Annotated in this window: 21 protein-coding genes; 8 read left to right on the top strand and 13 right to left on the bottom strand. The window is 44.1% G+C overall.

Translation table 11 applies throughout. The features are described from left to right. Positions 1 to 11: 11 nt before the first annotated feature. The 5 genes from NST38_RS02070 to NST38_RS02050 all read right to left on the bottom strand — a co-directional run bounded on the left by NST38_RS02070 (position 12) and on the right by NST38_RS02050 (position 6,289). Positions 12 to 476 carry a hypothetical protein gene (locus tag NST38_RS02070; protein ID WP_076253910.1) on the bottom strand — a complete coding sequence of 155 codons (465 nt, stop codon included), beginning with the start codon at positions 474 to 476 and terminating at the stop codon, positions 12 to 14. Further along, positions 469 to 1,758, bottom strand: coding sequence for an ABC transporter substrate-binding protein (locus NST38_RS02065; protein ID WP_076253911.1), 1,290 nt, complete (start codon positions 1,756 to 1,758; stop codon positions 469 to 471). Before NST38_RS02065 ends, NST38_RS02070 begins: the two co-directional genes overlap by 8 nt. Continuing rightward, positions 1,730 to 3,019, bottom strand: a complete 1,290-nt coding sequence (locus tag NST38_RS02060; RefSeq protein ID WP_076253912.1) for an extracellular solute-binding protein — start codon at positions 3,017 to 3,019, stop codon at positions 1,730 to 1,732. Before NST38_RS02060 ends, NST38_RS02065 begins: the two co-directional genes overlap by 29 nt. 276 nt (positions 3,020 to 3,295) lie before the next feature. Continuing rightward, positions 3,296 to 4,645, bottom strand: coding sequence for a transcriptional regulator (locus NST38_RS02055; RefSeq protein WP_180361876.1), 1,350 nt, complete (start codon positions 4,643 to 4,645; stop codon positions 3,296 to 3,298). A 249-nt stretch (positions 4,646 to 4,894) separates the two neighbouring features. Further along, positions 4,895 to 6,289: a helix-turn-helix domain-containing protein gene (locus NST38_RS02050; protein ID WP_076253914.1), complete on the bottom strand. Its 1,395-nt coding sequence runs from the start codon at positions 6,287 to 6,289 to the stop codon at positions 4,895 to 4,897. A gap of 264 nt (positions 6,290 to 6,553) precedes the next feature. Between NST38_RS02050 and NST38_RS02045 the strand changes: the two genes are divergently transcribed. Next, on the top strand, positions 6,554 to 7,678 hold the full coding sequence (locus NST38_RS02045) for an LLM class flavin-dependent oxidoreductase (protein WP_076253915.1): 1,125 nt from the start codon (positions 6,554 to 6,556) through the stop codon (positions 7,676 to 7,678). A 100-nt stretch (positions 7,679 to 7,778) separates the two neighbouring features. On the opposite strand, the gene NST38_RS02040 is transcribed toward NST38_RS02045, so the two are convergent. Next, positions 7,779 to 8,357 (bottom strand): TetR/AcrR family transcriptional regulator, encoded by a 579-nt coding sequence (locus NST38_RS02040; protein ID WP_076253916.1) that lies wholly within the window; start codon positions 8,355 to 8,357, stop codon positions 7,779 to 7,781. Positions 8,358 to 8,638: 281 nt separating this feature from the next. Here NST38_RS02040 and NST38_RS02035 point away from each other — a divergent pair, with 281 nt between their 5' ends. Further along, positions 8,639 to 9,853 (top strand): MFS transporter, encoded by a 1,215-nt coding sequence (locus tag NST38_RS02035; protein WP_036616595.1) that lies wholly within the window; start codon positions 8,639 to 8,641, stop codon positions 9,851 to 9,853. Between the two features lie 122 nt (positions 9,854 to 9,975). Here the strand turns inward: NST38_RS02035 and NST38_RS02030 are convergent, their stop codons facing one another. Then, positions 9,976 to 10,386: a DUF2000 family protein gene (locus tag NST38_RS02030; protein WP_076253917.1), complete on the bottom strand. Its 411-nt coding sequence runs from the start codon at positions 10,384 to 10,386 to the stop codon at positions 9,976 to 9,978. After that, a complete protein-coding gene (locus NST38_RS02025) occupies positions 10,383 to 10,946 on the bottom strand; it encodes a hypothetical protein (protein WP_036673091.1) in 564 nt (187 codons plus the stop codon). Before NST38_RS02025 ends, NST38_RS02030 begins: the two co-directional genes overlap by 4 nt. A 217-nt stretch (positions 10,947 to 11,163) precedes the next feature. Here NST38_RS02025 and NST38_RS02020 point away from each other — a divergent pair, with 217 nt between their 5' ends. Continuing rightward, positions 11,164 to 12,405 (top strand): ATP-grasp domain-containing protein, encoded by a 1,242-nt coding sequence (locus tag NST38_RS02020; protein WP_076253918.1) that lies wholly within the window; start codon positions 11,164 to 11,166, stop codon positions 12,403 to 12,405. A gap of 66 nt (positions 12,406 to 12,471) precedes the next feature. Continuing rightward, complete coding sequence (locus tag NST38_RS02015; RefSeq protein ID WP_076253919.1) at positions 12,472 to 13,755, top strand: MFS transporter; 1,284 nt, start codon at positions 12,472 to 12,474, stop codon at positions 13,753 to 13,755. A 41-nt stretch (positions 13,756 to 13,796) separates the two neighbouring features. On the opposite strand, the gene NST38_RS02010 is transcribed toward NST38_RS02015, so the two are convergent. Beyond that, positions 13,797 to 14,849: an oxidoreductase gene (locus NST38_RS02010; protein ID WP_257468224.1), complete on the bottom strand. Its 1,053-nt coding sequence runs from the start codon at positions 14,847 to 14,849 to the stop codon at positions 13,797 to 13,799. A gap of 165 nt (positions 14,850 to 15,014) precedes the next feature. Between NST38_RS02010 and NST38_RS02005 the strand changes: the two genes are divergently transcribed. From NST38_RS02005 to NST38_RS01990, 4 genes are all read left to right on the top strand, one after another. Then, positions 15,015 to 15,878 (top strand): LysR family transcriptional regulator, encoded by an 864-nt coding sequence (locus tag NST38_RS02005; RefSeq protein WP_076253921.1) that lies wholly within the window; start codon positions 15,015 to 15,017, stop codon positions 15,876 to 15,878. Positions 15,879 to 15,941: 63 nt separating this feature from the next. Further along, complete coding sequence (locus tag NST38_RS02000) at positions 15,942 to 17,525, top strand: AraC family transcriptional regulator (protein WP_076253922.1); 1,584 nt, start codon at positions 15,942 to 15,944, stop codon at positions 17,523 to 17,525. 12 nt (positions 17,526 to 17,537) lie between these two features. Then, positions 17,538 to 18,629, top strand: coding sequence for an ABC transporter substrate-binding protein (locus NST38_RS01995; protein WP_083685056.1), 1,092 nt, complete (start codon positions 17,538 to 17,540; stop codon positions 18,627 to 18,629). 6 nt (positions 18,630 to 18,635) lie between these two features. Further along, the gene (locus tag NST38_RS01990; protein ID WP_076253923.1) at positions 18,636 to 19,208 is read left to right on the top strand and encodes a nitroreductase family protein; all 573 of its coding nucleotides are present in this window, start codon (positions 18,636 to 18,638) and stop codon (positions 19,206 to 19,208) included. A gap of 115 nt (positions 19,209 to 19,323) precedes the next feature. Here NST38_RS01990 and NST38_RS01985 read toward each other — a convergent pair whose 3' ends face one another. The 4 genes from NST38_RS01985 to NST38_RS01970 form a co-directional block, all read right to left on the bottom strand. Further along, positions 19,324 to 21,390 carry a methyl-accepting chemotaxis protein gene (locus tag NST38_RS01985; RefSeq protein WP_083685064.1) on the bottom strand — a complete coding sequence of 689 codons (2,067 nt, stop codon included), beginning with the start codon at positions 21,388 to 21,390 and terminating at the stop codon, positions 19,324 to 19,326. Between the two features lie 228 nt (positions 21,391 to 21,618). After that, complete coding sequence (locus tag NST38_RS01980) at positions 21,619 to 22,725, bottom strand: Glu/Leu/Phe/Val family dehydrogenase (protein WP_076253924.1); 1,107 nt, start codon at positions 22,723 to 22,725, stop codon at positions 21,619 to 21,621. A gap of 287 nt (positions 22,726 to 23,012) precedes the next feature. Then, positions 23,013 to 23,642, bottom strand: a complete 630-nt coding sequence (cdaS, locus tag NST38_RS01975; protein WP_047840418.1) for a sporulation-specific diadenylate cyclase CdaS — start codon at positions 23,640 to 23,642, stop codon at positions 23,013 to 23,015. Between the two features lie 209 nt (positions 23,643 to 23,851). Next, positions 23,852 to 25,417 carry a DUF6359 domain-containing protein gene (locus NST38_RS01970; RefSeq protein ID WP_076253925.1) on the bottom strand — a complete coding sequence of 522 codons (1,566 nt, stop codon included), beginning with the start codon at positions 25,415 to 25,417 and terminating at the stop codon, positions 23,852 to 23,854. Positions 25,418 to 25,577 lie beyond the last annotated feature (160 nt).

The following is a 25,577-nucleotide window of genomic DNA, read 5'->3' as shown; positions in this document are numbered from 1 at the left end:
CCAAAATGATTTCATAATTTATTGTTGGTTGATACCCGCATGAGCGGTGACAAGAGATTTCCAATATGCTCTTCGTGATTGCAGACACCGGCAGTGACAACCTGTCCAATCTTGTTTACTACGAGTTGAAAGGGAGCAACTTTCACAAAGAGTTCTTTTTCTATTTTGGCTAAATCACAGTAGTAATATCGAACCTTTTTTTCATTAAAATATTCTTCGTCTTCCCGTGTTGGACCCTCATAAAAAATTGCATAGTCAAAATCAGGATAATTCTCTATCGTTTTTTTTATAGGGTTAATATCACAAGCTTCGCAACCACCACTTAAAAAAAAGAGAGCACTACCCTGACGGGATTTATAAATCCAAGACAAGTCCACTGGAACTTCATTCTGAAAAAGCTGAATTTGCTTAGGGACGTAATCTCCAACTTCATAAGAGGTAGTTGAACTTTTCAGGAACCTTCTGTGATCACTCATTCTTTAACCTCTCCTCACGATAAATATTACTCCCCTGAGTAACGATTTCTTCATAAACCTGATCTGCACTTTTTGCATCAGCCACACCGGATTCTAAAACTGATTTCAGCATTTCGCTAAATTTCCCTTGGAATTCCTGGGAGAGGTCATCGTAATAGCCTCTTCTTGTATCAACTCTTTTATTGATTAAATTGCTGATATCAATCCCGCCATAACTTCCTATCCTAGATTTCAGGGTTGATGTGTTCCCTATGAAATCTTGCGATTGAAGATGCTCCACAGAATCCTCACTCATTAAGTAACTGATAATTTTCCATACATCTTCTTTGTTTGCTGATTCTTTGTTTATGGAAAGCACCTGATTAAATTGCAAACCTGAGCTCATATCAGCATTCAGCGGATCACTCGGATAACTTATAAGCCCCCATGAAAAATCACCTTTTTGTTGTAGTTTTGAAATAGTACTGATATTGGAAGATAACATAGCTGATTCACCTTCTAAAAATTTTTCTCCAGTACTCTCAATTAAACTCCCTTGCTTCATCAAATTAATCACTAGCTCAATCATCGGTAGCCAATCTTTCTTAGTAAAGATAAGTTCTTTTTTTTGATCGTCCAGTAACCGAATTTTATTCGTTCCAATAATTGTCATAATCATATGTTGAGGAGCGGCCTCTCCGCCTTCAAATCCGAATCTGTCATCATCTGCAAATCGGTTGGAAAGGGACAAAAGCTCTTCCCAACTCATTTGGTCTGTTGGATAGTCTATTTGTACAGAATCAAATAAATCCTTGTTGTAAAAAATACCTGAAACGACAACTTGAGGAGAAAGACCCATAAGATCTCCTGATTCGTTAGAGAATACCTCCTTCATTTGATCGTAATAATCATCAATTTTTATATTTTTGGAATCTTGCACATAAGGACTCATGCTCTCTATACGATCCGAATCACGTAAATCTCGGAACGTTGGCAGATAAGAAATAATAAGGTCGGGATGATTATTTTCAAAAAAGCTTTCGTCTTCATATAAGTTATCATTGTTAGATGAAACAACGTTAAAGGTTAAACCCGGAAACTTACTCATGATATGATTTCCGTAGTATTGATAAAATGTCTCCTCGCTCTGAGGAGTAAGGACAGTGAGTTCCTTATTCATTACGGGTTCGCTTTTTTTATCGACAGACTCACCAAGTAAATCACAACCCGTCAGTATGCTGAGCATTAGTCCCATCCATAACACAGCAAATATATTACTTTTGTTCTGTTGTATATAGTACATGTCTTAATTCCTCCTGCATTTTATCAATAATCGAATTCAGAGAATCTGGGTTTACAATTGCACTTTGTATGCCATCGTTCACAACCTGATCTGTCTTTTGCTTTAATTCCCTATTTAAAGATACTCTTTCCATAAGTATATTGACTGCTGGATTCAACACATAAAAGACATCTTGATCTGTTTCTGGCTTCAGTTTTCTTATAGGAGTGGTGAATTTATCAATGCTTGAATTAAAGCGCATTTCTGCAGTTCTTTTATTGTTCAGTTGCTTCCAAACTTCAGAAGATGTAGCATAGTCTTGAGAGTTGGTGCTTATTCCGCTCATGATTGGATATGTTATGGTGGTACTGACATCTGAATTCTCCGTACCCACGGGTTCGGTTACAACACCCCAATTCAACTCCGGATTCATACTCTGGATTTGCTTCATAAAATAAGGCGTTTCTAAAATCATCGCGACTTTTCCTTGACTGAATAAGTCAATTGGGATACCTCCGTTGTCATCCATTCCCCCGCTTGAATATGCAGCGACTACATCAGCAATCAAGCCTTTCCAAGAATCCGTTCCAAAATGGACTTCTTGCCGTGAAGCATCATACCACCTACGTTTATCTGCCTTGCCCATTTCGATTAAAAGATCAGCATAATCATAATAGGGAGTATAAAGACCTTTGAGGTCAGAGTTACCAGAGAAACGCTGGGCCAATAACAACAACTCACGCCAGGTCATTCTGTCTGACGGTTCAGCTATCCCATTTTTTTCAAATAAATCCTTGTTATAAAATAAAGCCTGTGCCGTCATGGATTGAGGAAAAGCATATATTTTCCCGCCTCCGATTTCGTTAAGTAGTGCGAGTAAATTGTCATCTATTCCTGCAGTGAATTCTTCCTCTGTAAGAAAGACGTTGAGTTCCTTCAACAAATTCTCATTTTGTAACTCTGGAAAAGCCTCGGACGGAAAAAACAAAATATCTGGATTCTCCGTTTTAATAATGTCTATGTATTTTTTGATATCCCAATCACGGTCTCCAGCGGGAACATATTTCATAGCATCCCAAATTCCTTCTCCCATGGTACTCTTGTATTCTATTACTTCGATGTTGGTATTGCTAAATTGCTCATCAATTACACTCCCATAGTCTCGTTTAAAATCAACATAAGAACTATACATAATTTTAATCGTTTTATTTTCTGTTCTTTCCTTGTTGCTACAAGATGTTGTTATAAGAACAATTGCTATTAGCAAAATAATTTTTTTCATTAAATTTATCCTCCTACTGTTTCTCAGGAAATACCAAAACAATGATCTATTCCCAACCCTAGACATTTGTTTTTTCGATAATAATGGTTGATAAAACAAAAAATACATATTTTATTTAATAAATTAAATAATAACCTTTTATAGAAATATACTCCTTTTTGCGCAATTTCGAAAAATCAATTTTTCGGAAAACTAATTTAAATTTTTTGAATTGATTCTCTATATAGCAAGCAAAACACAATTTGTTGTTGTTACCCAAAAATACACATAAGGATTTTATTGTAATATGTGTTTGTATTTTTTTCTTATTTCTGCAGAAGCAAACGTTCTGTACTCACCAAACAAACTCACACATTTAATTAAAACCGAGTCATTATTGATAAATTTCGAGATTTCTATACTTCTTATTAATGAAATCATACCCGAATTATAATTGCTCCTACTTAAATGATATACGGCCAGTTCATAGAAAAAACCAACCAGAATAGTACCCCAACTTAGTTTAGAATAATTACGATTCGAATCTATATTAAGAGATTCGAATCGATCCTTATATTTCCTAAGCACAAAATTAATATCAAATTTGAATCGGTTTGCAGCCTGAAATATATTAAATAAGGCAATTACAAGTTCTTCCTCATCACCTTCAACATACTCTATGTAATTCTGCAGACCTTTGTTTTGCCCCATCTTTAACTTGAATAAATACGTATTTAATTCACTCCATTTTTTGAATTTATCTATAAATAAGATATCTTCCTCTGTTGGATAAGGCACCGCCAATTGATAATAATTACGTGTACACTGCAAAGCTTCTTTATATTTTCCAATTCTAGAATAACATGAAGCTCTCATAAGCAATGAATATCCTGTATATACATATATAGGATATTTGCAAATTCTTTTACCATCAATTTCACCTTGATTTTTATAGCTTTTCATTACTTTAGATAATTTCTCCAATTTCAGAGTTAACGGGTACAACCTATCAAAATCATGCAAAGCCGAATATAACTCCCCTAAATCTTTGAGTGCATCAAGCTTATACTCTTCCTCCAATCGATCAACAAAGGGTTCAAATCGAGCAGCAGCACGCTCAGAGGCTTTCTGATCACTGCAGCAGCTGAGCAAAAACATACGATACTGACATAAAGCCAAGCGTTCAGAGTGCTGATATTTCTCACCATCTGCAACATATCCGTATAAAACGAAAGCCGCTGACTTCATGTCTTTGTTATACATATTTTCAGCTACTTTAAACAATTTAGAAGTATATGTACGATCTTCAGTCACTTCTATAACTACTTTCTTTATACAATCAAGTTTATTTAGTTCCGCACAACGATAAAGGAAGGGTTCCAAACGCCTCCAATCTGGTGCTGTTTTCACTAGAAACTCTACAGCATACATTTCATAAAAATATCCCTTTTCGAGCCCCATACCAGCAGTAATCTGATCCAATTGATTCATTGCAATAGGTCTGGTTCCATTAATAATGGCACTTATCGTGCCAACATTAACACTGCAAACATTAGCGAACTGCTGAAGCTTATAACCCTGTTGTTCTATGTAATCTTCTATATGTGAGCTTATCGTAGGTGTAAGGATCACTTCTTTTACCCCCATATTTGTATATATGTATCTTCATAATTCAATAAATGTAATTTTAATCCTCTATTTAACAATCGTCAAACATTAAATACAAAAAAATGTTCTATTTCCAGATAAGGAAATAGAACATTGGATAATAACAATATATGTCGAAGTTCGTTTATTCATATAAAATCTTTTTAATATCCACCCGTACCGTGACTAAAAAAAGAATTTAATATAGATTCCACACCGCTATTAATCCCAGAGAACAACAGACATGAACTACAAAGCATTACTACTAACATTGCTTTTTTTAGCATATCGACCATAGACCTCCTTGATAATACTTTTGTACTTTAACATTACTGATTCGGTCGCTTGCGCTCTGTACTCTTCAAATAAACCCACACAATATATTATTGTAGAATCATCTTTGATTTTATGAGCAGATGTTAAACAAGTTAATAGACTTCTAAATCCTTCTTCATATCGTTCCTTAGACAACTGATAAAAAGCTAATTCCGCCCAAAATTTAGTGTACCTATCATCCTTAATTTGAGTAATATAGCTACTTTCGTCATAATGATCCTCAAATAACATATTAATATATAGATTGAATCTTCTAAGAGCGTGGTCTACATTCAGATTGTATAAATTGGCAGCTTCCATAATCTTAACTAACCCAAGTAAGGTTTCATTATCGTTATCTTCAATAAAATCTAAATAAGTATTTAGTGCGTCGTAATCACCCATCATCAATTTATAGAGATAGGTATTAACTTCAGCCCAACCTTGAAACCGCTTAATAAATATAAGATCCTCTGAAGTAGGTTTTTCAATTTCAAAATTCGTATATTGAGCGGTCTGATCCAAGGCCTTTTGGTAATCCCTACGCTCACCCCACACATTAGACATCAATAAATAAGCATAAGATTTATAGGTGAATAAAGGATGTTTGGAAGTCCTCTGTTGATCCAAACCCCTTTTCTTTTTTTTGTATTGTTCTAAAAATTCTACTCGTTGTTCCAGTTCACCGGCTAATTGAAATACCTTATCCCAATAACACAACCCACTATATGTATTAGCCAGCTCCCTAATCGCATCCAGCTGCCTCTCCTCATCCAGCCGATTAATATATGGCTCAAAGTGCACAGCGGCCCGCAGGTTATCATGTTGATTCTGACCAAGCGAGAGGGTGAAGATGCGATACTGGCACAGAGCCAGACGTTCCGAATGTTGGTATTTCTCACACTCCGACACACATTCGTACAACATCCGTGCAGCCTTCGTCTGTCCACGTTCAAGCATGCCTTCCGCCATCTCGAACAACTCGGAGATATACGAGCGATCATCCGTCACTTCCTGGATAACTTTATGAATACATTCCAGCTTGTCCAATTCAGCACAGCGTTGCAGGAAAGGTTCCAGTCTCCTCCAATGAGGTGCCGATTCCACGAAACATTCAGCCCCATAAATCTCGTAGAAATACCCCTCTTCCAGCTTCATGCCTTGGGTAATCAGATCCAGTTGCGCCATAGCGATGGGCCGAGTCCCCTTAATAATTGCGCTAAGCGTTCCAGCGTTAACTCCCGATATATCGGCAAAATACTGCAGGGTGTACCCCTGTTTCCTGATGTAGTCCTCAATATATGAGCGTATCGTAGTTGTAGGTTCCATGTATCCCACCTCCACAATGAAAATCCATAATTTTGAATTTATATGATAAGCACAATTTTAATCCTAAATTTTACAGCGGTCAATAAAAATCGTGGCAATTTCCTTCACATTTATGCAAGGAGGTCTCGCTGTTCCCGCTTATAGAAAAAATCCATTAGAAGAATCCGTGAGAACGTGATACATTTAATTCAACTTACATATCCTACTATTTCAATAGGATTATACGACACAGATACTATCAATTCAGTTCGAGGAGAAGGTCAGATGAAATTTGCCTTGTTTAGTCTCATGATGAATCTGCCTAATGCCGTAACCGGGGAAGCTCTGACAACTCAGCAGAAATTCCATAATATATTAGAGCAAGCAAAGCTGGCTGAACGACTGGGTTTCGATGCCTATGGAATCGGTGAACGACACGGTGCGCCGTTTCTATCTTCCTCGCCACCTGTCGTATTAACGGCAATAGCCGCAGCAACCACACGCATTCGGTTACTAACTACCGTCACTGTTCTTAGTATACTTGATCCAGTCCGGGTTGCCGAGGATTATGCCACGTTGGATCAATTATCGGGCGGACGGCTGGAGATGATCATCGGGAAAGGCAATGACCCTCGGCACTATCCGCTGTTTGGCATAAGCGAAGAGGAACAATGGGACTCACTCGATGAACGCTACCATCTGCTAAAAAGGCTTTGGTCTGAAGAGAATGTAACCTGGCAGGGAACGTATCGCCCTCCGCTTGATGGAGTGACCACGTGGCCCAGGCCGCTTCAGCAATCCATCCCCATCTGGCATGGCAGCGCGTCGAGCACGGTCTCGACCGAACTCGCTGCTAAATATGGCGAGCCGCTCTTTACGTCGAATTCTTTTCATCCGCAAGCCAAATACAAAGCGTTAATTGATCATTATCGGGAACGACTCGATTATTATGGTCATGATCCGCAGCAAGCAGTGATTGGCTCTGGTGCCGGCAGTCTCTATCTTGCGGATACGGGCGAAGAAGCCATTCGCCGCTATAAGCCATATTATGAAGCGTTCCATGCCACCGCCGCCGCACAACATAACCAATCGCCCTTCACCGATCTGGAGGATAACATTGCACGAGGCCCTGCGTTAATCGGCAGTCCGGAGCAGGTCATTGAGAAAATTCTGGACTACCATGCCGCTTACGGACATCAGGTGCTGAGTATCAGCGTAGATGGACTGACCCATAGCGAGCAGTTGGAGCAAGTGGAGCGTTTTGCCAAGGAAGTTGCCCCTGTATTACGCCGCGAACTGCCCAGTTCGGTATGGAATGAACCCCCGGTGTTAACCCAGCACTCATCCTTCCTTTCCTCTAATGCTACAGATTCGTGGCCCACAGCCATCTCACCTATATTCCAGGTCTAACAATCTCCCACGTACAATATACATGTGCTCCTTCCAGGGTGATTCCTACGAATCGCCCTCTTCCCTCTTACTCCCACTTGTATCGCGACTATCCCTATATCTACTTGGACTGAATGCCTTCCAACAATGAACGAAGCATCACATCTACAAACGCATCATCCATCGCTTCCCCCGTCACTAACATACGATAGAACACCGGCCCATAGATCAGATCAATATATAATCCAATGTCCGTCCCACTCATTAATTCGCCGCGCTCCACACCCTTCTCCAGAATTCCCCGAGCTTCACGCCGACGTGGTTGGATGTACCTTGTACGGTATTCTTCGGCGAGCCCTGCATCCGACTGCCCTTCCCCAATAATCTGTGTAATCACTTTTCCTTCCCGACTGGTCAAAAAACGAACCAGATTACTCGCATGTATGCGTATATCCTCCAATACCGAGCCTGTATCCGGCACTGGCAATCTTGCCGTTGCAGCAGACATATATCCGTCCATGATGACAGCGCCTTTATTCGGCCACCATTTGTAGATAGTGGCTTTGCTCACCTGTGCACGTTCAGCAATCTTCTCGATTGTAACTGCCCCGAATCCGTGCTCCAACAACAACTCATACGATGCTGTAAGAATGGCATTCTGGGTTTCCATGTTACGCGGACGTCCTCTTTTGGCAGTCATCTTGAACCCTCCTGGATGTATAAAATATATTTAATCATCAGTATTTTTCATAAAAACGATACGTTCATTATACTAAACTGCCATGAGTACACACAATTCCATCCTACGCTCACCTTTTCATCCTCATTAACTTTCTCATTAAAATATGTAGAGCCCATTTACAATACTATACGTTTAGTTTATTATATATTTGTAATTAGTGAACACACCGTTTAGTAATTAACGTTTTTAAATATCACCTGTTTATTGGGAATATCAATTTAGAACTGTGGAGGATGATTATGATGGATATGAGACAACAAGTGAAGAAGGCACCTGTGCCCACCTGGATTATTTTTTTGCTGGCATCCGCTTGTGGATTGATCGTGGCAAATCTGTATTATGCACAGACCGTTATCGGTCCGATCAGCATGACAACGGGTCTGTCTTCTGCCGCTGCCGGATTGATCGTAACGTTGACTCAGATTGGTTATGTCATTGGTTTGCTGTTTATCGTGCCGCTCAGTGACATTACCGAGAATCGACGCTTGGTCGTTCTTTTCCTCATCGTACTGGTTGTTGCCCTGATTGCTGCGGCTTTCTCGCCCACTGCTGTTGTATTTCTGACTGCCTCTCTGTTCATTGGTATAGGTTCTGTTGTCGCTCAAATTCTGGTGCCCTATGCGACATATCTTACTTCCGAGGAACAGCGCGGACGGGTTGTTGGCAATGTAATGAGTGGTCTGTTGCTGGGCATCATGCTGGCTCGTCCTGTCGCAAGCTTTATCACCAGCCTCTTCGGATGGCAGACGGTCTTTGTATTCTCCGCCATTGTCATAACACTTCTAATGCTGCTCCTATCACGTGCTCTTCCTGCTCGCCAGCCTGAACCGACCTTGAAATACGGGCAATTAATCGTGTCCTTGGGCACACTGTTCAGAACGATGCCGCTGCTGCGCCGCCGGGCGTTCTATCAGGCCAGTCTGTTTGGTGCTTTCAGCTTGTTCTGGACTACGGTTCCGCTCAGGCTCGCTAACGATTTTGATATGTCACAGCAAGGGATTGCCTGGTTCGCACTGGCTGGTGTCGGTGGTGCTATTGCCGCTCCCATTGCCGGGAGACTGGCTGATCGCGGACTAACACGTATTCTGACAGGTGCTGCCATGGTGATCGCTGCTGCTTCGTTTGGTCTTGCTTATGCGTTCCAGAGTCACTCCACGTTAGCACTGATACTGCTTGTGATCGTCGCGATCACACTGGATATGGCTGTCTCGGGAAATCTGGTGCTGGGTCAACGCATTATCTACTCCTTAGGAAGTGAAGCGAGAGGACGTGTGAATGGCATATTCATGTCGATCTTTTTTGTCGGCGGTGCGATTGGTTCATCTCTTGGAAGCTGGTCTTATGCTAACGGAGGTTGGAGTCTCACAACGCTGATTGGCCTGATTATGCCGCTGCTCGCTTTGGTGTATTACTTTACGGAAAAGAAAGCTGCCGTTGTCAGCAAACATCTATAAGTGCGATGCCTTCAGGCATCCTTCCTAATCAAAATCGGACTTTTGAACAACCTCTATAACAATTCTTTCATATATAAAGAAGGGCAGAGTGATCTCTAAAGATCCGCTTCTGCCCTTTTCCCTTATTTCATGACACTGAATTTTTTGGTCGCTGCCCTAACTTGATCATCCTCGCCCCATACAATGACACCTACCACTTTGGTAGCTTCCAATTCCATCGAAGCAATCTCAACTGCATATTGTTCAAAGGCATTGTTGAGCGACTGACCTGTCTGTGAAAAAACAACATGGCTCAGTCCCCCGCTGTCATCTGAGCAGAGTTTGGCCAGATTGATCAGTTGATTCTCCCCGGCCTTCAGAATGACAGTGCTATATCGGATGCCCGCATGCTGAACGCCGCTATGATCCAGCACAGGTTGATCAGCATATAACCCCGGCTCATTCAGGGCTGCTTGTCCCATTAACAGGGCAGCCACATTAGCGGCGGCGCCAGGTTCCAGATTTTTATCCAGTATAATAGCAATTCTTTTCATATGACTGTATTCACCCTCTGTGTATTTTGTGTAAAACATACCCATGGCATATTGATTCCCTCGCGCAATACTTTGTAGGTCACAAGCCCGTAATGATCAGCGCATAGCTGATTCGTGAGCGCAATGGACTTCTCCGTGTTGTGCATGACCTTCCTGCAAGCTTCAGGGTTGGACGATACGGTGCTGTTCTCTCTATAGGTTGTATCAAGTTCAGATAACAAGTATGTGGTTGCTGGATGATGATAGATAATATCGATCTGATCGGGACATACCGCATGGAAGCCGGATAGAACCAGCGCAGGAATTTTCTCCACAAAGCTCTCAGACACAGCTAGTTCAGAATCCATGATGAAGCTGTTGAGCTTGGGATACGCCCCGGGGACAAGCAAGCAGGATATGATCCCTGATCTCAAGTCTTCCGCAGCCGCTTCAAATTCAGGGTATGGCTTGATACGTTCCGAGTTGCCTAGCTTTTTCGCGATATGCATGCTACAAGTCAGGAATCCTTCATCGTCTCCCAGCGTTCCCAGTATGGCATATTTCTCTTTAACGATCTCCATTTATTTCTATTTCCTCCTTTTTATTTCTAATCCGCTAAAGATCGTATACCAAAAATTTCCTATTGTCAATTAACACTTTAACGCAACATAAATATGTATTTTGGTTCATATTTTTAACCAAAAGGTGTATTCAAAATGGAAAATATTGAGCTATAATGTTATGAAATGAATTTTTACTATTTTTAGTATTTTGTTGAAAGGGGATATACGAGAACGTATGAAAACCATTGTATACATATCTGATTTTAGGCTTCCAACTGGATTAAACTTCGTTAAACCTTTGCAAAAATTGACGGATCACAAGAAAATTCTGATTATTGAACGGCATAATTTGCATCATGATGAGGTCCTCAGGGACTTCTTTGACGAAATTAGATATGTCGATCATCTGGAGTCCGTAGATGCCATCCGGGAGCATATGATGCAGATCCGAGAATCCCATTCCATCTCTGCTCTGTTAACGCCGGGTGAGAATGCGATTGAGATCGGTGGTCAGCTCCGTTCCGAGTTCGGGATCCCCGGTATGCAGCGCAATCAGGCTGAGGCTGTTCGCAACAAATGGATCATGAAACAAATGCTGCATCAACGCGGAATTCGGACATCCGAAATTGCAATTGCTCTACATGAACAGGACTATATTCGTTTCACTGCTGTACACGGGTTTCCGATTATTGTGAAGCCACTCAGCGGATATGGAAGTATCAATACGTTCAAATTATCCAGCATGGATGAACTGGTACATTATCTACACCATACAAGACAAGCACAGCAAAGGGATTTGCTGGAGGAATTCATCCACGGTACGGAGTTTCATTGTGATTCCATTGTGTCCAAGGGCAAAGTTGTATTTGCATCTGTTTCCCAATACCTGTATAACTGCCTGGATATTGCGACGAAGCAGAAACCTCCAGCCAGTATTACGTTCCCTGAAGGCACGGAAGCTGATTTTATCCATCACATCAAAGAACTCAATGAACAGGTCATTGCTGCCTTGGGTATCAATCAATCCGTAACACATGCCGAACTTTTTCTGACTCCGGAAGGAGAAGTGGTGTTTGGAGAAATTGGTGCAAGAATCGGGGGATCACATGTTATGCCTCCTTGTATCAAGAACACCCATGGCGTTGATTTCTTCGAAGCCGTCACTGATCTGGAAGTTGGAATATATGAATTCAATCAACAGGAGACGAGCCATAAATTCACAGGCATGATCTGCTTCCCTTCACGCGCAGGGGTAATTCAACACATATCCGGGATAGAGGATTATGCGGATATCCCTGGCATCATTGAGTTTAATGTATCCTATCAAGTGGGGCAGCGCGCCGGGAACGTCAACGATACCATGACCCGATCAGGCTATGCTATCGTGGAGGGTGATTCGTTCGAGGAATTGCGTCAAACCCTGCTGGATATGTACGATCGTTTCAAGATTGAAGTAACGGTTGCTGAAACCGTATAAGATGTACGGATGATCCTCACTGTTTTTGGTCTGGAGTGACGGTTATCTTGGGGAGGGCTGGAATTATTGTCTTTATTCAAAACGTACGCGGGTCTGAGCCGCGATATCTATTATCTCTGTTTAGCCAGAACGATTAACAGCACGGGAGATTTTGTATTCTCCCTGATTACCTTGGTGCTTACGTTGCAGATGGGTATGAATGTGGTCAGTGCAGGGATCTTTGTGTCCATGGCAGCCCTGATTAGCGGACCCGGTGTACTGCTCGGCGGCTATTTAAGCGATCTTATGGGCAAAAAAACAATTATTGTCATCGGGCAACTGTTGTCTGCCATCCTGATTATAAGCTGCTCTTTTTGGTCAGGCACCATTACCGTTGGTTATCTACTGATTGCAGTCATGTTTTTCATCAGTATTACCCGGCCTGCTTATAATGCACTGATTATTCAACTGTGTACGGAGGAGAAAGAGCGAAAGTCCGCCTTTTCCCTCATGTATCTGGGGGCCAATCTGGGTATAGCCATCGGACCACTGATCGCCGGTTTTTTTATCAAGGACCACGTCAACATTGTCTTTATAAGTATCGGTACCGTGTTTCTGATATCTACCTTTATCATCATCAACCAAGTTAAGATCGGCACACGCAAGGAATTGGCATCAACAAACAGCGAACATGCTGGACAACAAGAACAACAACGATCGAGCCAACCACCTTCGCCGTTATTCAGACTACTGCTGAAAAATCCACTTGTTGCCTTCTTCATCGTTGTGTCATTTCTTAACTATTTTATCTATATGCAATACTCATTTAGCCTCCCACTCCAGATGAATCACTCATTTGGCGAGAACGGAGCAGCATATTACGGCTCTGTCATGACCATCAATGCCATTAGCGTCATTATTCTTACCACCGTGATCCTGTCCGCTACACGCAAATTAACTGCCCTAAACTCCATAGCCACAGGCGCACTCTTTTATGGAATCGGATTTGGAGCCTTGAACCTGCTCGGAACCTTCCCCCATTTTTCCATCGTCGCCTTATCCACGGTGCTGTGGACCATTGGAGAGATTCTCGTGCAGACCAATATCAATCTGTATATTGCTTCGCGTGTACCCGATACACATCAGGGCCGGTTTAATGGCTTGCTGTTATTCGTAGGTTGCCTGGGTTATACACTTAGCCCATATTTGACGGGCATTTTCATCAAAAGCATGGACATGGAAAGTGTATGGATCATTATTCTGGCTGTCAGTCTGTTCTATGCGTTGTCTATGATTATTCTCTGGCATATCGAAAAAAGCTCAACAAGAAGAAACGAAATGAAACCGCTGGATCACTCAAAGAATATCTGAACCTCAGGGCAGCCTGTTCTGCCCTTTTTTCCACTTTATTTTCACACCAAAACAGGCAAATGTGCATTCGCATTATACTCGACCAATTGCTGACCCGCATGCAGTCTCTGTACCAGATCTGGATTGGCGATAAACGGTCTGCCGAACGCAGCCAGATCTATGCTTCCCTTACCAATCGCGTGCTCTGCGGTCTGAACATCCAAATTCCCCACACCTATGATGATTCCATCCCACCGACTACGAATCCGCTCGTGAAAAGACTGCTCCTCTTCCCACGCTTTTGTATATTGATCTGTTGAAGGATGCAAGATCGTAATTCCCGTCTCACGGAACAAATTAAGATATGCATCGATCATTCCAGCTTTATCTGCCCATGCATAGGATGCATCATCATCCTTTTTCTCGGAAAATCGTACCGATATGCGATCTACACTGATCTCTTTTTTCACAGCCACAATAATATCCCGCAAGAACCGCAATCTGCCTGCTGTGTCTCCTCCATATTCATCTGTTCTTTGGTTGGTCTTCTCATTGATAAACTGGTCGATCAGATACCCATGCGCAGCATGCAGCTCGATCCCGTCGAACCCTGCCAGAACTGCATTGCGGGCGGCCGTCTGAAAATGCTGAATTGTATCCGCTATATCCTGTGCACTCATCGCTTGAGGAACCTGATACGGTTTATGCAGCTTATGAACTCTTCCCTCTGCCGCAAGGCTGGAAGGTGCCAGTGGAGCGGTTCCGATCAGATCGGAGTGGGACAACCTGCCGACATGCCACAGTTGAGCAATAATGGTGCCGCCATGTTTGTGGACAGCATCCGTTACCCTTTTCCAAGAAGTCGTCTGTTCCTCTGTATATAAACCGGGGATGCCGTAAGTGCCTTTGCCTGCCAGATTGGGGTTAATGCCCTCGGTAATGATCAGCCCCACACCATCTCGCGCACGCTGCTCATAATACGCCACCATCTCATCCGTCACGGTCCCCTCCCGATCATCAGCAAATCCCCGGGTCAACGGTGCCATCACAATTCGGTTCCTTAATTGCCACTGATGAATCGTTACCGGGCTTAATAATGTTGAACGTGTATTCATGTTATCCATGTCATATCCCTACTCTCTTTGTCATTAAGGATATTGTACGGCGGCTCCGATATATCGTAAAATGATTTAAATATATAGTTGTATCTCTCAGAGAGATACCTAACATCACCATTTGCCGAATTAATTGAAGTTAATCCACGTTCAGGAGGGGACAGCATGGAACTTTCCGATATCGATATTGTTCTCGCGGTGGCACGTTCAGGCAAAATCTCACAGGCCGCCAAAGAACTGAATTACGCACAATCCAATGTCACTACACGTATCAAAAAACTGGAGCAGGAATATCAAATCCAGTTGTTCAACCGATTTCCCAAAGGTGTTGTACTGACCTCCAAAGGAGAACAGTTCGTCCAGTACGCCACACAGATTCACAACCTTTTGCATGATCTAAAGCAGGATATGACCGATCCCGGTGAGCCTTCTGGCACGCTGAAAATCGGCATTGTAGAAACGGCGGCATCCAGCCGTTTTATGGAGATCCTGAATGAATATCAGATAACCTACCCGAAGGTGTCCATCTCACTCGTCAACGCCACTTCACCCAAAGTACTACGCAAGAAAATACAGGACGATGAGATTGATGGTGCTTTTATCAGCGGGGCTTGTGTGAAAGAAGGTCTGAAGGTGGAATATGAGATGCAGGACACGGTTCATATCATCTCCAAGAAGATGGATACACCACCTGAAAGTCTGTGCCAAGTATCATGGGTTGTTTTCCCCGAGGGCTGTCCGTATCGTGAAATGACCGAAGAATTTCTGCAGGAAGAAGGGTTGTCCGCACGTAATATCATCGAAGTGAGTACGATGGAAAACCTGCTTAGCTGTGTGGAGTCAGGAATCGCATTTACCATTATGCCGTGCAACGTTATTCACAAGAAACCGGATGATTTCTCCGTATTTGATCTGGCAGATCGTTTTACCCATACCACGACAACCTTTGTCCGCGGTGAGGATCGGTATGTCAGTAGTGCGCTGGATCAATTCATCAAGCTGCTGAATCAGAAGTGCATTACATTTTGATATAGAGAACTTTTATAAGCAACAGTATAGTATGTACATTCACAGCAGTCAGGAGAAGATCAGATGAAACTCATGAATCTTTTATATAGGCTCATTGATGCCCGGCGTGTCGACAACAATGCTGAACAAGTGTCCCTTCCATCCCGTCCACATCATACGCTGCTTATTGTGATCAAAGGGATCTTAACCGTCAAAGTCGAAGACAAAGTCATCTCCCTATGCGCTCCTCAAGTCCTTTCCGTCCCGCCTTCTCACACCTGTATCGCAACCACCGAGGTACAGCATGATTTTGAATGTGTCACCTTAACCTACAATGTCTACAACGAAGAACTAGATGGCAACATGCAACAAGTTATTGATCCACATCTTGAATTCATTGCCGCTGTTGTTCCCTCAGCTCCCGTTCTCGCCATTCAAATCCATGAAGGTGGGCAGAAGGAAGATCCATGGGCTGGAATGGCACGTCAGATCCTCTTTCAGGAACTTTGTCTTGTCCTATTGAAGCAAAAGAAGCAAAAATCCCAGGAAGGTACCGCCATGGAAGCGGTAAGGCAGAGCCAAAAATATATCAATACACATTATCAGGATAACTTCACACGCGAAAAACTGGCTGAAATGGCTGGACTGAGTGTCAACCGTTATTCCAGATTGTTCAAAAAAATGATTGGACAAGGCCCCATTGAATACTTGAACGCCTTACGCATCCGGGAAGCCGGTGATCTGCTACTGGCCTCGGACAACACGATCAAACAAACAGCCCGTCAGGTCGGGTATGAAGATGAATTCTATTTTAGCCGAAAATTCAAAGCAACCACCGGATTGTCTCCCATGGTTTATATTAAAAAGCATCGCTCCGTAACACGTATCGCTTCACTTGCCCATCCCTATACGGGACATCTGCTTGCCCTTGGTATTGAACCTTATGCGGCACTGATTAATCCGGTCCATAGGACATCATATGAATTCAAAAATGTGATTCAAGTGGGCAGAGATCAGCCTGATCTGGAACTATTAATGAACGCACACCCGGAACTGATCATTGGGTATGAAGGAACCGACTATGAAGAGCCCAAAAAAGCCGAATTATTTCGGCATATTGCCTCCACTTGCACCATATCTTTTGCAGGAGATTGGCGTAAACAGTTGTACTCCATTGCACAATCCGTGGGCAAAATAACAGCTGGTGAAGAATGGCTGGAACGTTATGATCTATCGGTCAAACAAAAAATCTCCAGTATACAGCATGCCATCGATGACCGACCTGTGGCTGTGGCGCAATACGAAGATGGACAGTTCCGGGTCTACGGCAACCGTAATCTGGGGACGGTACTCTATGATGATTTGCAGTTATCCGTACCCCAAGCCCTACACCACGTATCCCATTCCCGTATAATGTCACTGGAACAGCTGGTTCAATCGGATATTGAACACTTCATTCTGTTTACAAGTGGCCAAGCAGACGAGCGTGCGCACACTGTAGCATCGCTTATGCAAAATTCAATTTGGCAGCAATGGGAGGCGGTTCGTATGAATCAAGTCTATGAATTGGGCGATTCCTCCCCCTACTCCTGTTATACTTCCTTGGCCCATGATCTGTTTCTGAATCGGATTAGTCAATTGTTCCTGAGCCAAACGTCCATGCATTAAACAGGAATATCCATGGATTACGATTTGGAATGGACCTATAATTATTTTGATAATGATAATCAAAATCAATTAAAGGGTGTGTACAACGTGTCTTTACCTAATAACCAACGCTTCTCTACCTTTTTCAAATCAGGACGATTCCTTATAACCGTTCTTGTTCTATGCAGCATGCTTGCGGGCTGTGGGACTTCCCAGAACAGTGGGAATTCCCCTTCACCCGAATCCAGTGGGGCAGAGCCATCAACCGCTGAACAGGGAAGTGAGAATACACGCACCATTTCTACGATTAAAGGGGATATCGAAATTCCTGCTGAACCCCAAAAAATTGCGGGTATGCTCTACGTCTTTGCTGACCAGTTACTCGCTCTCGGCATTGAACCAACAGCCATGGTAACGTATAACGATCTCGGATTCCCTGAATATCTGGCAGATCAGATGAAAGATACCACTGCCGTAGGTTCCGGCGAGTCTCCCAATTTTGAAGCATTGCTCCAGGCTGAGCCGGATCTCATTCTGGCCTCCAAAACGTTAAATGAAGCAAACTATGAGCAACTCTCCAAGATTGCTCCAACGATCCTTTTTGATAATGAAGAAAAAGGAGACTGGGAGCGATTCATGGAAACGGCAACCGTTATTGGCAAAGAAAAAGAAGCGCAAGCGGTCAAAGATGCCTATGATGCCAAAGTGACCCAAACCCATGATGAGCTTGCCGTAAAAGCCAAAGACGAAACGGTGGCCTACATGCGTGTGCAGGATAAACAGCTCCAGTTGATTAAACCTGATGATAACTTCACTCTGTTTGGTGCTCTGGGATTAACCCCTGCTTCAGTAGACAGTGTAGATTTCGAGGGATCATGGAATGTGGCAATTTCCGAGGAAATTCTACCTGAGCTGAACCCGGATCGACTGTTTATCATTCTGCGTCCAGGGGAAGAAAACAAGGTAGTGCTTAATAACATCATGAATACATCCATCTGGGCAAATCTGAATGCAGTTAAGAACGATCATGTATATATCGGTGATGCCAACCTGTGGTTTGCAGGATACGGTCCCATCGGTCTTAGCAAAATTATTGATGAGATCGCTGCTTCCTTCGAGTTATAGAGGGACATGATGAAACCCAAAACAAGTCTTAGGCAGACCGTGATCGAACGACGTACGATTCAGGAATTTAATGGCCTACCCATTCCCTTGGAAACGATTCATGAGATTCTGGAGGACGCGATATGGGCTCCTTTTCACTCCAAAAAGGAACCTTGGCGCTTCATTCTGTTTATGAATGAGGGCAGAGAAACATTCGCAAGCGCTGTATTGAGTACACGCAATCCTGAATTTATAGCAAAGTATGGACAACAAATCAGAGCGGCCTATTGTGCACAGACACCTGTGCATCTGGTTGTGGTTATGACAGCCAACCTGCCCTCCAAGGCGTGGGAAGAGGCTTTTGCTGCAACCTCGGCACTGATCCAGAACATACAGTTGCTGGCCTGGGAACAACACATTGGCGTCGTATGGAAGACAAGCCCTTTCAACGAAAATCCGCTATTCTGTGAAGCCATTGGTGTGACATCAGAGGAAAAAATAGTAGGTACACTACACATGGGGTATTTTAACGCTGAAGATCAGCCTATGCCCAAGCCTCGCACACCTCTCCCTCAACTGTTGCATCTCATTGATCACTAAATGGACTAGAGCACATTGATCGAGAGCATAAAAAAAAAGGGATGTCCTATAAGTCATGAATATGACAGGGGACATCCCTTGTTCGTGTTATTTTGTTTTAATGAAGCTGAGACCCTTACTCCACCTTGAATCGCGCAGCCGATTCGGCCAGCTTTTGCGTCAATTGATCGATCGTATCAACCATGTTGGCCAACTGCTGTACTGTTGAAGATTGCTCCATCATGGTTGCTGTTACCTCTTCAACTGAAGCGGATACCTGCTCTCCTGAAGCCGACAAACTATGGGCAGACTCCAGTACGTCATCCTTGTTCTGTAACATCTCCTGCATCTGTCCTGCCATCGTAGCGATCTGTTGATTAATGACCGTTACCTTCTCCAAAATCACATCAAATGCCTGGCGAGTCTGCAAGACAAGCTCATCCTGTCTGGACGAGATGGTGTGAATTTCGGCAACACTTTGGTTGTTCTCGGCGACATCGGCCAGATTCTGCTCGATAATGCTGGAGATTTCCTTGGATTGGCGGGAGCTCTGCTCTGCCAAGTTGCGGATCTCTTCGGCCACAACCGCAAATCCTCTGCCATGCTCACCTGCCCTTGATGCTTCAATTGAAGCATTCAATGCAAGCAGATTGGTCTGCTTCGCAATCTGGCTGATGGCTTCCGTGATCTGACTAATACTGCCCGAACTGGTTTGAAGTTTGACGGTAATCTCCGAGATTTTCTCCACTTCCCGTTCGTTCACCTCGTTGATACGCATCAGTTCATTCACGACTTCATTCCCATTGTGGAATACCGTTTCGATCTCATCTGCTCTTGCCTTCACATCCTGTGCACTGTTGTTCATGGCAGCCACTTTATCGCCAAAGCTGTTGAATTTGCCTGCAATCTGCTCGGTATCTTCCGATTGAGCCTCCATGGCTTTGGCAATCCCCATGGACGTTGCCGATGTCTCATCAATGGATCTTGCCGTCTGTCTGGATGTCTCCTCCAACTCCTGAGTGCTGGCCTGAAGGACATGAATCGAACTGTTCATATCGGTAATAAGGTTCCTGTTCTGCTCCACCATACCATTGAAGCTCTCCGCCAGATCCTTGAATTCGCTGTTATACTTGCCATTGGCCTTAACGGTCAGATTGCCTTGAGCAAGCTGTTGGAACAAACCGCTCAGACGTATGATAGGTCTTGTAATACTGCGAGAAATCAGCAATCCCACACCAATAGCCAGAGCAATCCCGATCAATATCACGATAACCATCTGGCGCTGCATATCCTCTATCGGACGCTTGATATCGTCATAATCGTCAATAATGAGCACAGAGAGATCTGCACCCGGAATCTGATTAATACGATAGTAGGTATCTTCTCGATCCATCGAAGTGATTTTCACTTTGTCGGTGGCTCTAGCCTCGATAATTCCCATCGCGTCCTTATCTTCTTCCAGCGTTTGTCCCACAACGGAAGGGTCCAGTGAATCATACATAATGATGCCGCTCCGACTCAGTACTTCAACTCTGCCTTGACCATTGATTTTAATGTCTCCGAGTTGCCCCAGGAAGAAGCTGCTGTCCACCGACATAGCAAGCACACCCAGGTTATTCCCCTCTTCATCGGTGATAGGCTCCGAGAATACAATAATGAGCTTCTTGCCAGTCTTAGAGACGACCGCGTCACTGATGAAGGATTTCCCCTGTATAGATTCCTTAAAATATTCCCGATCTCCCCGTGACTGACCAATGACTTCTGGCATGGTTCCTGCCACCATGATTCCTTCCTTATCAAAAACGAACAGATCTGGCTTACTTCCTTCCGTTTCCGATATACTGTCGGTCAAGATCGTATTGGCCTTATTGAAATACGGGTTCTCATCCGATAAAAATTCTTCATCCGTCATGTCAGTTGTATCACGCAACTTTAAGAGTTCTTTAAAAGTACTATGTACGGATATCGCATGACTCAATTGTTGTTGAAGCTGCATAGCTGTCCAAAGCCCTTCCCCAAGGCGGTCAGCCATCACATTCATTTCATCCTTGCTTTTCTTGACCACAACATCAGATGAAATCATATAACTTGTGGTCGTTGCACCAAGCAGAACCAAAACAACCAATACACTGATCATGAAAGGCAGCTTGATTTTAAGCGACATATTTTTGATCTTATGTCCTACACCTTTTCTTTTCCCCATTTCCTTCTCCCCACTTCCCTGAACCATCTGCATCTGAACGATGTACATACATTATCGGAAAAATCCATAATAAAATTGATCAATTAGGGAGATATTGCCACTGTTTTTCTTTTTTGAAATTCTGATAGCAACATAAAAAATGGCCTGTCAGATCGACTATCCATCTTGGAAATGGATGTTGTCGTTATCTAACAGACCGTTTTAAGTTTTTTTATGAATCTATTAAGTTTACTTGCGCAATCTCCGGGAACTCAATGAGTGATGACCATTCTGCAAGAATGTACTGCGCGTATTCTTCATCTGTTCAATCCGTCGCTCAGCCAGACGATTTGCGGCAACATAGGTTGCGATGCCCTCGGTACGTGAGCTTTCGAATATTTTCTCCAGAGTGGAATAGATCTCTCCGATCTTGCTCCACGCCCGATCCGCGTTATAACCGTTTAACTCATCCGCAATGTTAATTACGCCACCTGCATTGATAACATAGTCAGGCGCATATACGATGCCCATATCATACAGCTGATCCCCATGACGGGTCTCCAGCAGCTGATTATTGGCACAGCCCGCTACAACCTTTGCCTTGAGCGTTCTGAGCGTATCGTCATTAATCGTGCCGCCCAGTGCACATGGTGCATAGATATCACACTCCACACTCGTGATGTCTGCGGGATCAACTGCTGTTGCGCCGAAGCGGTCCACAGCCTGTTTCACCGAGTCCTTATGGATATCCGTAACGATCAGATGTGCACCTTCCTCATACAGATATTTGCACAGATGCATCGCCACATTGCCGACACCTTGGACCGCTATCGTTTTACCCTCCAGCAGATCGGTACCAAATGCTTCTTTGGCTGCTGCCTTGATCCCCCGATATACACCCCAAGCCGTTGCAGGCGATGGGTTACCGGATGAACCATAACTCGCCGAGATGCCTGTCACATAATCGGTTTCCTGATAGATCAGGTTCATGTCCTCTTCCGTTGTTCCCACATCTTCGGCAGTGATATAACGTCCGTTCAACCCTTGAATATATCGTCCAAACGCCCGAAACATCGCTTCGTTTTTGTCGCGCCGCGGATCTCCGATGATAACGGTTTTGCCACCGCCCAGATTCAGGCCAGATACCGCATTCTTATATGTCATACCACGGGCAAGGCGCAGGGCATCTTCAATGGCTGCTTCTTCTGAAGCGTAAGTCCACATCCGCGTACCTCCCAGCGCAGGGCCGAGTGTTGTGTCGTGTATGGCGATAATAGCTTTTAACCCTGAATTTCGATCCTGGCACAGAACCAGTTCCTCATAATCGTGATGCTCCATTGCTTCAAACCAACTCATGTGCTAACCGTCTCCTCCAACCATTTTTGCGATCCAATCGCATTGTTCTCTATTCATTGACCATCCTCTATTGTACCCATGAATACCCAGTTTGTGCAAAATCACATCGCAATGTCAGAGAAGCATCGATCGATGTTTCTCATATGGCGGGAGCAAAGCTGTCGAATTTCAGATTATAATTTTATCGTCTATCCATGGAAAAACCTCTCTCCCTTACAGGAGAAAGGTACAATTCTCTCAACTACATCAACCTATTCGCCCCGAGTAGGCCAATTAATCGTTCACATTTAAGGGAGCGTCTCAACCACATTGATTGGATGCAAATCGCCATCTACAGCAAATGAAGCCTGTCCTGTCTCCTCGGAGACAACTAATACAACCGCATCCGTCAATTCACTGAGTCCCAGTGCTGCCCGATGACGAGTGCCTATTTTTCGTTCATGCACTTCCGCTTGCGACAACGGCAGCACATTACCAGCGGATACAATCTGATTGCCACGAATCAACACAGCCCCGTCATGTAATGGCGCACCAGGAATGAATAGCGATTCCAACAACGCATGCGTCACTCTCGCATCCACAGTCACGCCTGAGTGAATGATCGACTCCAACGGAATCTCCCGTTCAATCACAATCAACGCCCCATATCTCCGGTCAGATAGATGCTGTACGCTCGATGTTAATTCGGCAAACTTCTCGGTAAAGGGTGACAGATAACAATCCAGATAAAACGAAGAGGCGAGCACCTCGATCTGCTTGATCTCCGCTCGAATCTCTGCAAATTGCCCCAGCAGACAGGCACTGTCATTGTCAAATCGGGATAACGTCAGATTCATACGCTCTGCTACACGATGGAGGTCTGCCTTAAGCTTCTGCCTCATCGAGGAACTGTCACAGTCTGCTTGCTGGGTCATCATTCGCCGCCTCCTTGGTTGGGTTGGGCTTCACGCCGCATCATTAGTACCCATACCTTCCCCTCTGGAGCACATATTTATGCAATGGCGGGGCTGTAGGAGCTAATCACGAGCTTCATTGTAACTGATATAACAAGCAAAAAAAGAGCCTCTCCGCAAAACTCCACGGTCAGACTCTATTTGCATAATGATTTGGTGTTTGTCTACTTTACTTATTGTGCTTTTCCGTATGAACCTGCCTTAAACGTAGTCGGATCATACCATTTGTACCCTGCCGCAGGTGCAGCCCATGGCTCAAGTTGTGGCTCGGTTGATGCGGCCGGAGCTTCGATAGGAAGCAGGCTTGTGGCCGTATCCAATGTCAGTCCTGGCACTTGTGCCAGACTCGTGTAGCTCTCTTTGACCGCGAGCCATTTCACAGTATTCACAAGGAACGTTGCATCATCCACTTCTTTGAATCCATCATAGGTCTTCTTGGTAGCACCTGTCTCTTCACGCAAATATTTCGGAGTCGCGTCTTCTACAGGTGAAGAGTCACCGATAAATGCGGCTTTGCCTGCACCAACCTTTGCAATGGCAGCATAGGCTCCTTCAGCTCGTCCACCACCATTGTATACGCCCTGATCCACGGCATTGCCCCACTTGGACACACCACTTGGTACATACACCAAGCCTTTGGCCTTGTTAGGATCTATAATCGCAATGGTCGATCCCGCATGCATGGCTACAGAATTAACACCAGTCGTAATGCCAAAGGATTGTGCAGGTGCAACGATATCCGATGCGTTCACATCTCCAAGGGCATTGTAGCGGAAACGGACACCAAAGTTCGTCGCGAGCCAGTCTGAACTCGTCACGCTCTGCATCGCTGGTGATTCGGCTTCAGCCGAGGACATGCCTTTGGCCGGATTCAGGAAGGCACCGCGGCGATAGCCGTTAAATACTTCGGAAGAATCCCAGCGGTTTTTGTTGCGGTCTGCATTATAGTGGTCGGAGATGAAGAAGATACTTCCTCCGTTCTGCACGTACTGCACCAGCGCAGCCTGCTCAGTCGCTTTGAACGGCACGTTGGCTTCGCCGATGACAAAGACGTCGTAATCTTTCAATTTATTATAGGTGATAGCTTGCTCACCGAATGTATACGGGATGCTGCGTTCCAGCTGATCCACGGCAAAGCCTGCGTTTCGCAAACCATTGGCAAAATCCGAAAATGCCCCGTCAATAATCCAGTCGGCAGCACCTGCTGTCTGGGCGTGGGTATTATCAAACAATACTTTCTTGCCGGTACCGTCCGGCAGTGTTGTGCCAGGGTTTGGTTCTGGATCAGGATTGGTTGTTCCGGAGGAAAGTGTGATGGACGTTGGGTTTTTGACTCCTGCATAGCTGTTGTAGGCACCTAAGGTTCCGGTTACGATGATCTTTTTGCCTACAAGACTGGGGTTGGACGCCAATCCATATTGCGAACGGAAAGATGAGGGAACTTGTACATCCAATAATCTGGCGTTGGTTCGCTCTGACGCTGAATCCGCAATCAGAACATTAAAATCATTGGCATAGGGAGATGTAAACTTCGCGGTAAGCGACCCGGTAGCATGTCCAACAATGATTCCTTCAACCGTTGCTGTGCCTCCACCGCTCTGGGCAGCGATGGCCTGAGATATCGTAAGTGGTGCTGCAGCTTGTACCGGACTTTGCGAACCCGGCCCCAGCAGTGCGGTTGCCATCATGATAAAGACCAGGAATGCCCCGATCCAGTGCTGCCATAACGCCTTCTTCATATTCCCTTTCTCCTCCTCCAAATTACCTGATAATGGGTTATCCTCCTTTAATTTAATTGTTCATATGCTGAATTCCTCTTTCTTTTTGTAAAGTTTATGAAAAAGTTTAGAAGTTGAGTCTATTGGCCCATACTGATTATCATTAGAATTCCATTTACCG

This window comes from Paenibacillus sp. FSL H8-0104, from assembly GCF_038050215.1.
Lineage (GTDB): Bacteria > Bacillota > Bacilli > Paenibacillales > Paenibacillaceae > Paenibacillus > Paenibacillus amylolyticus.
This window is presented reverse-complemented; position numbering and strand designations above follow the sequence as displayed.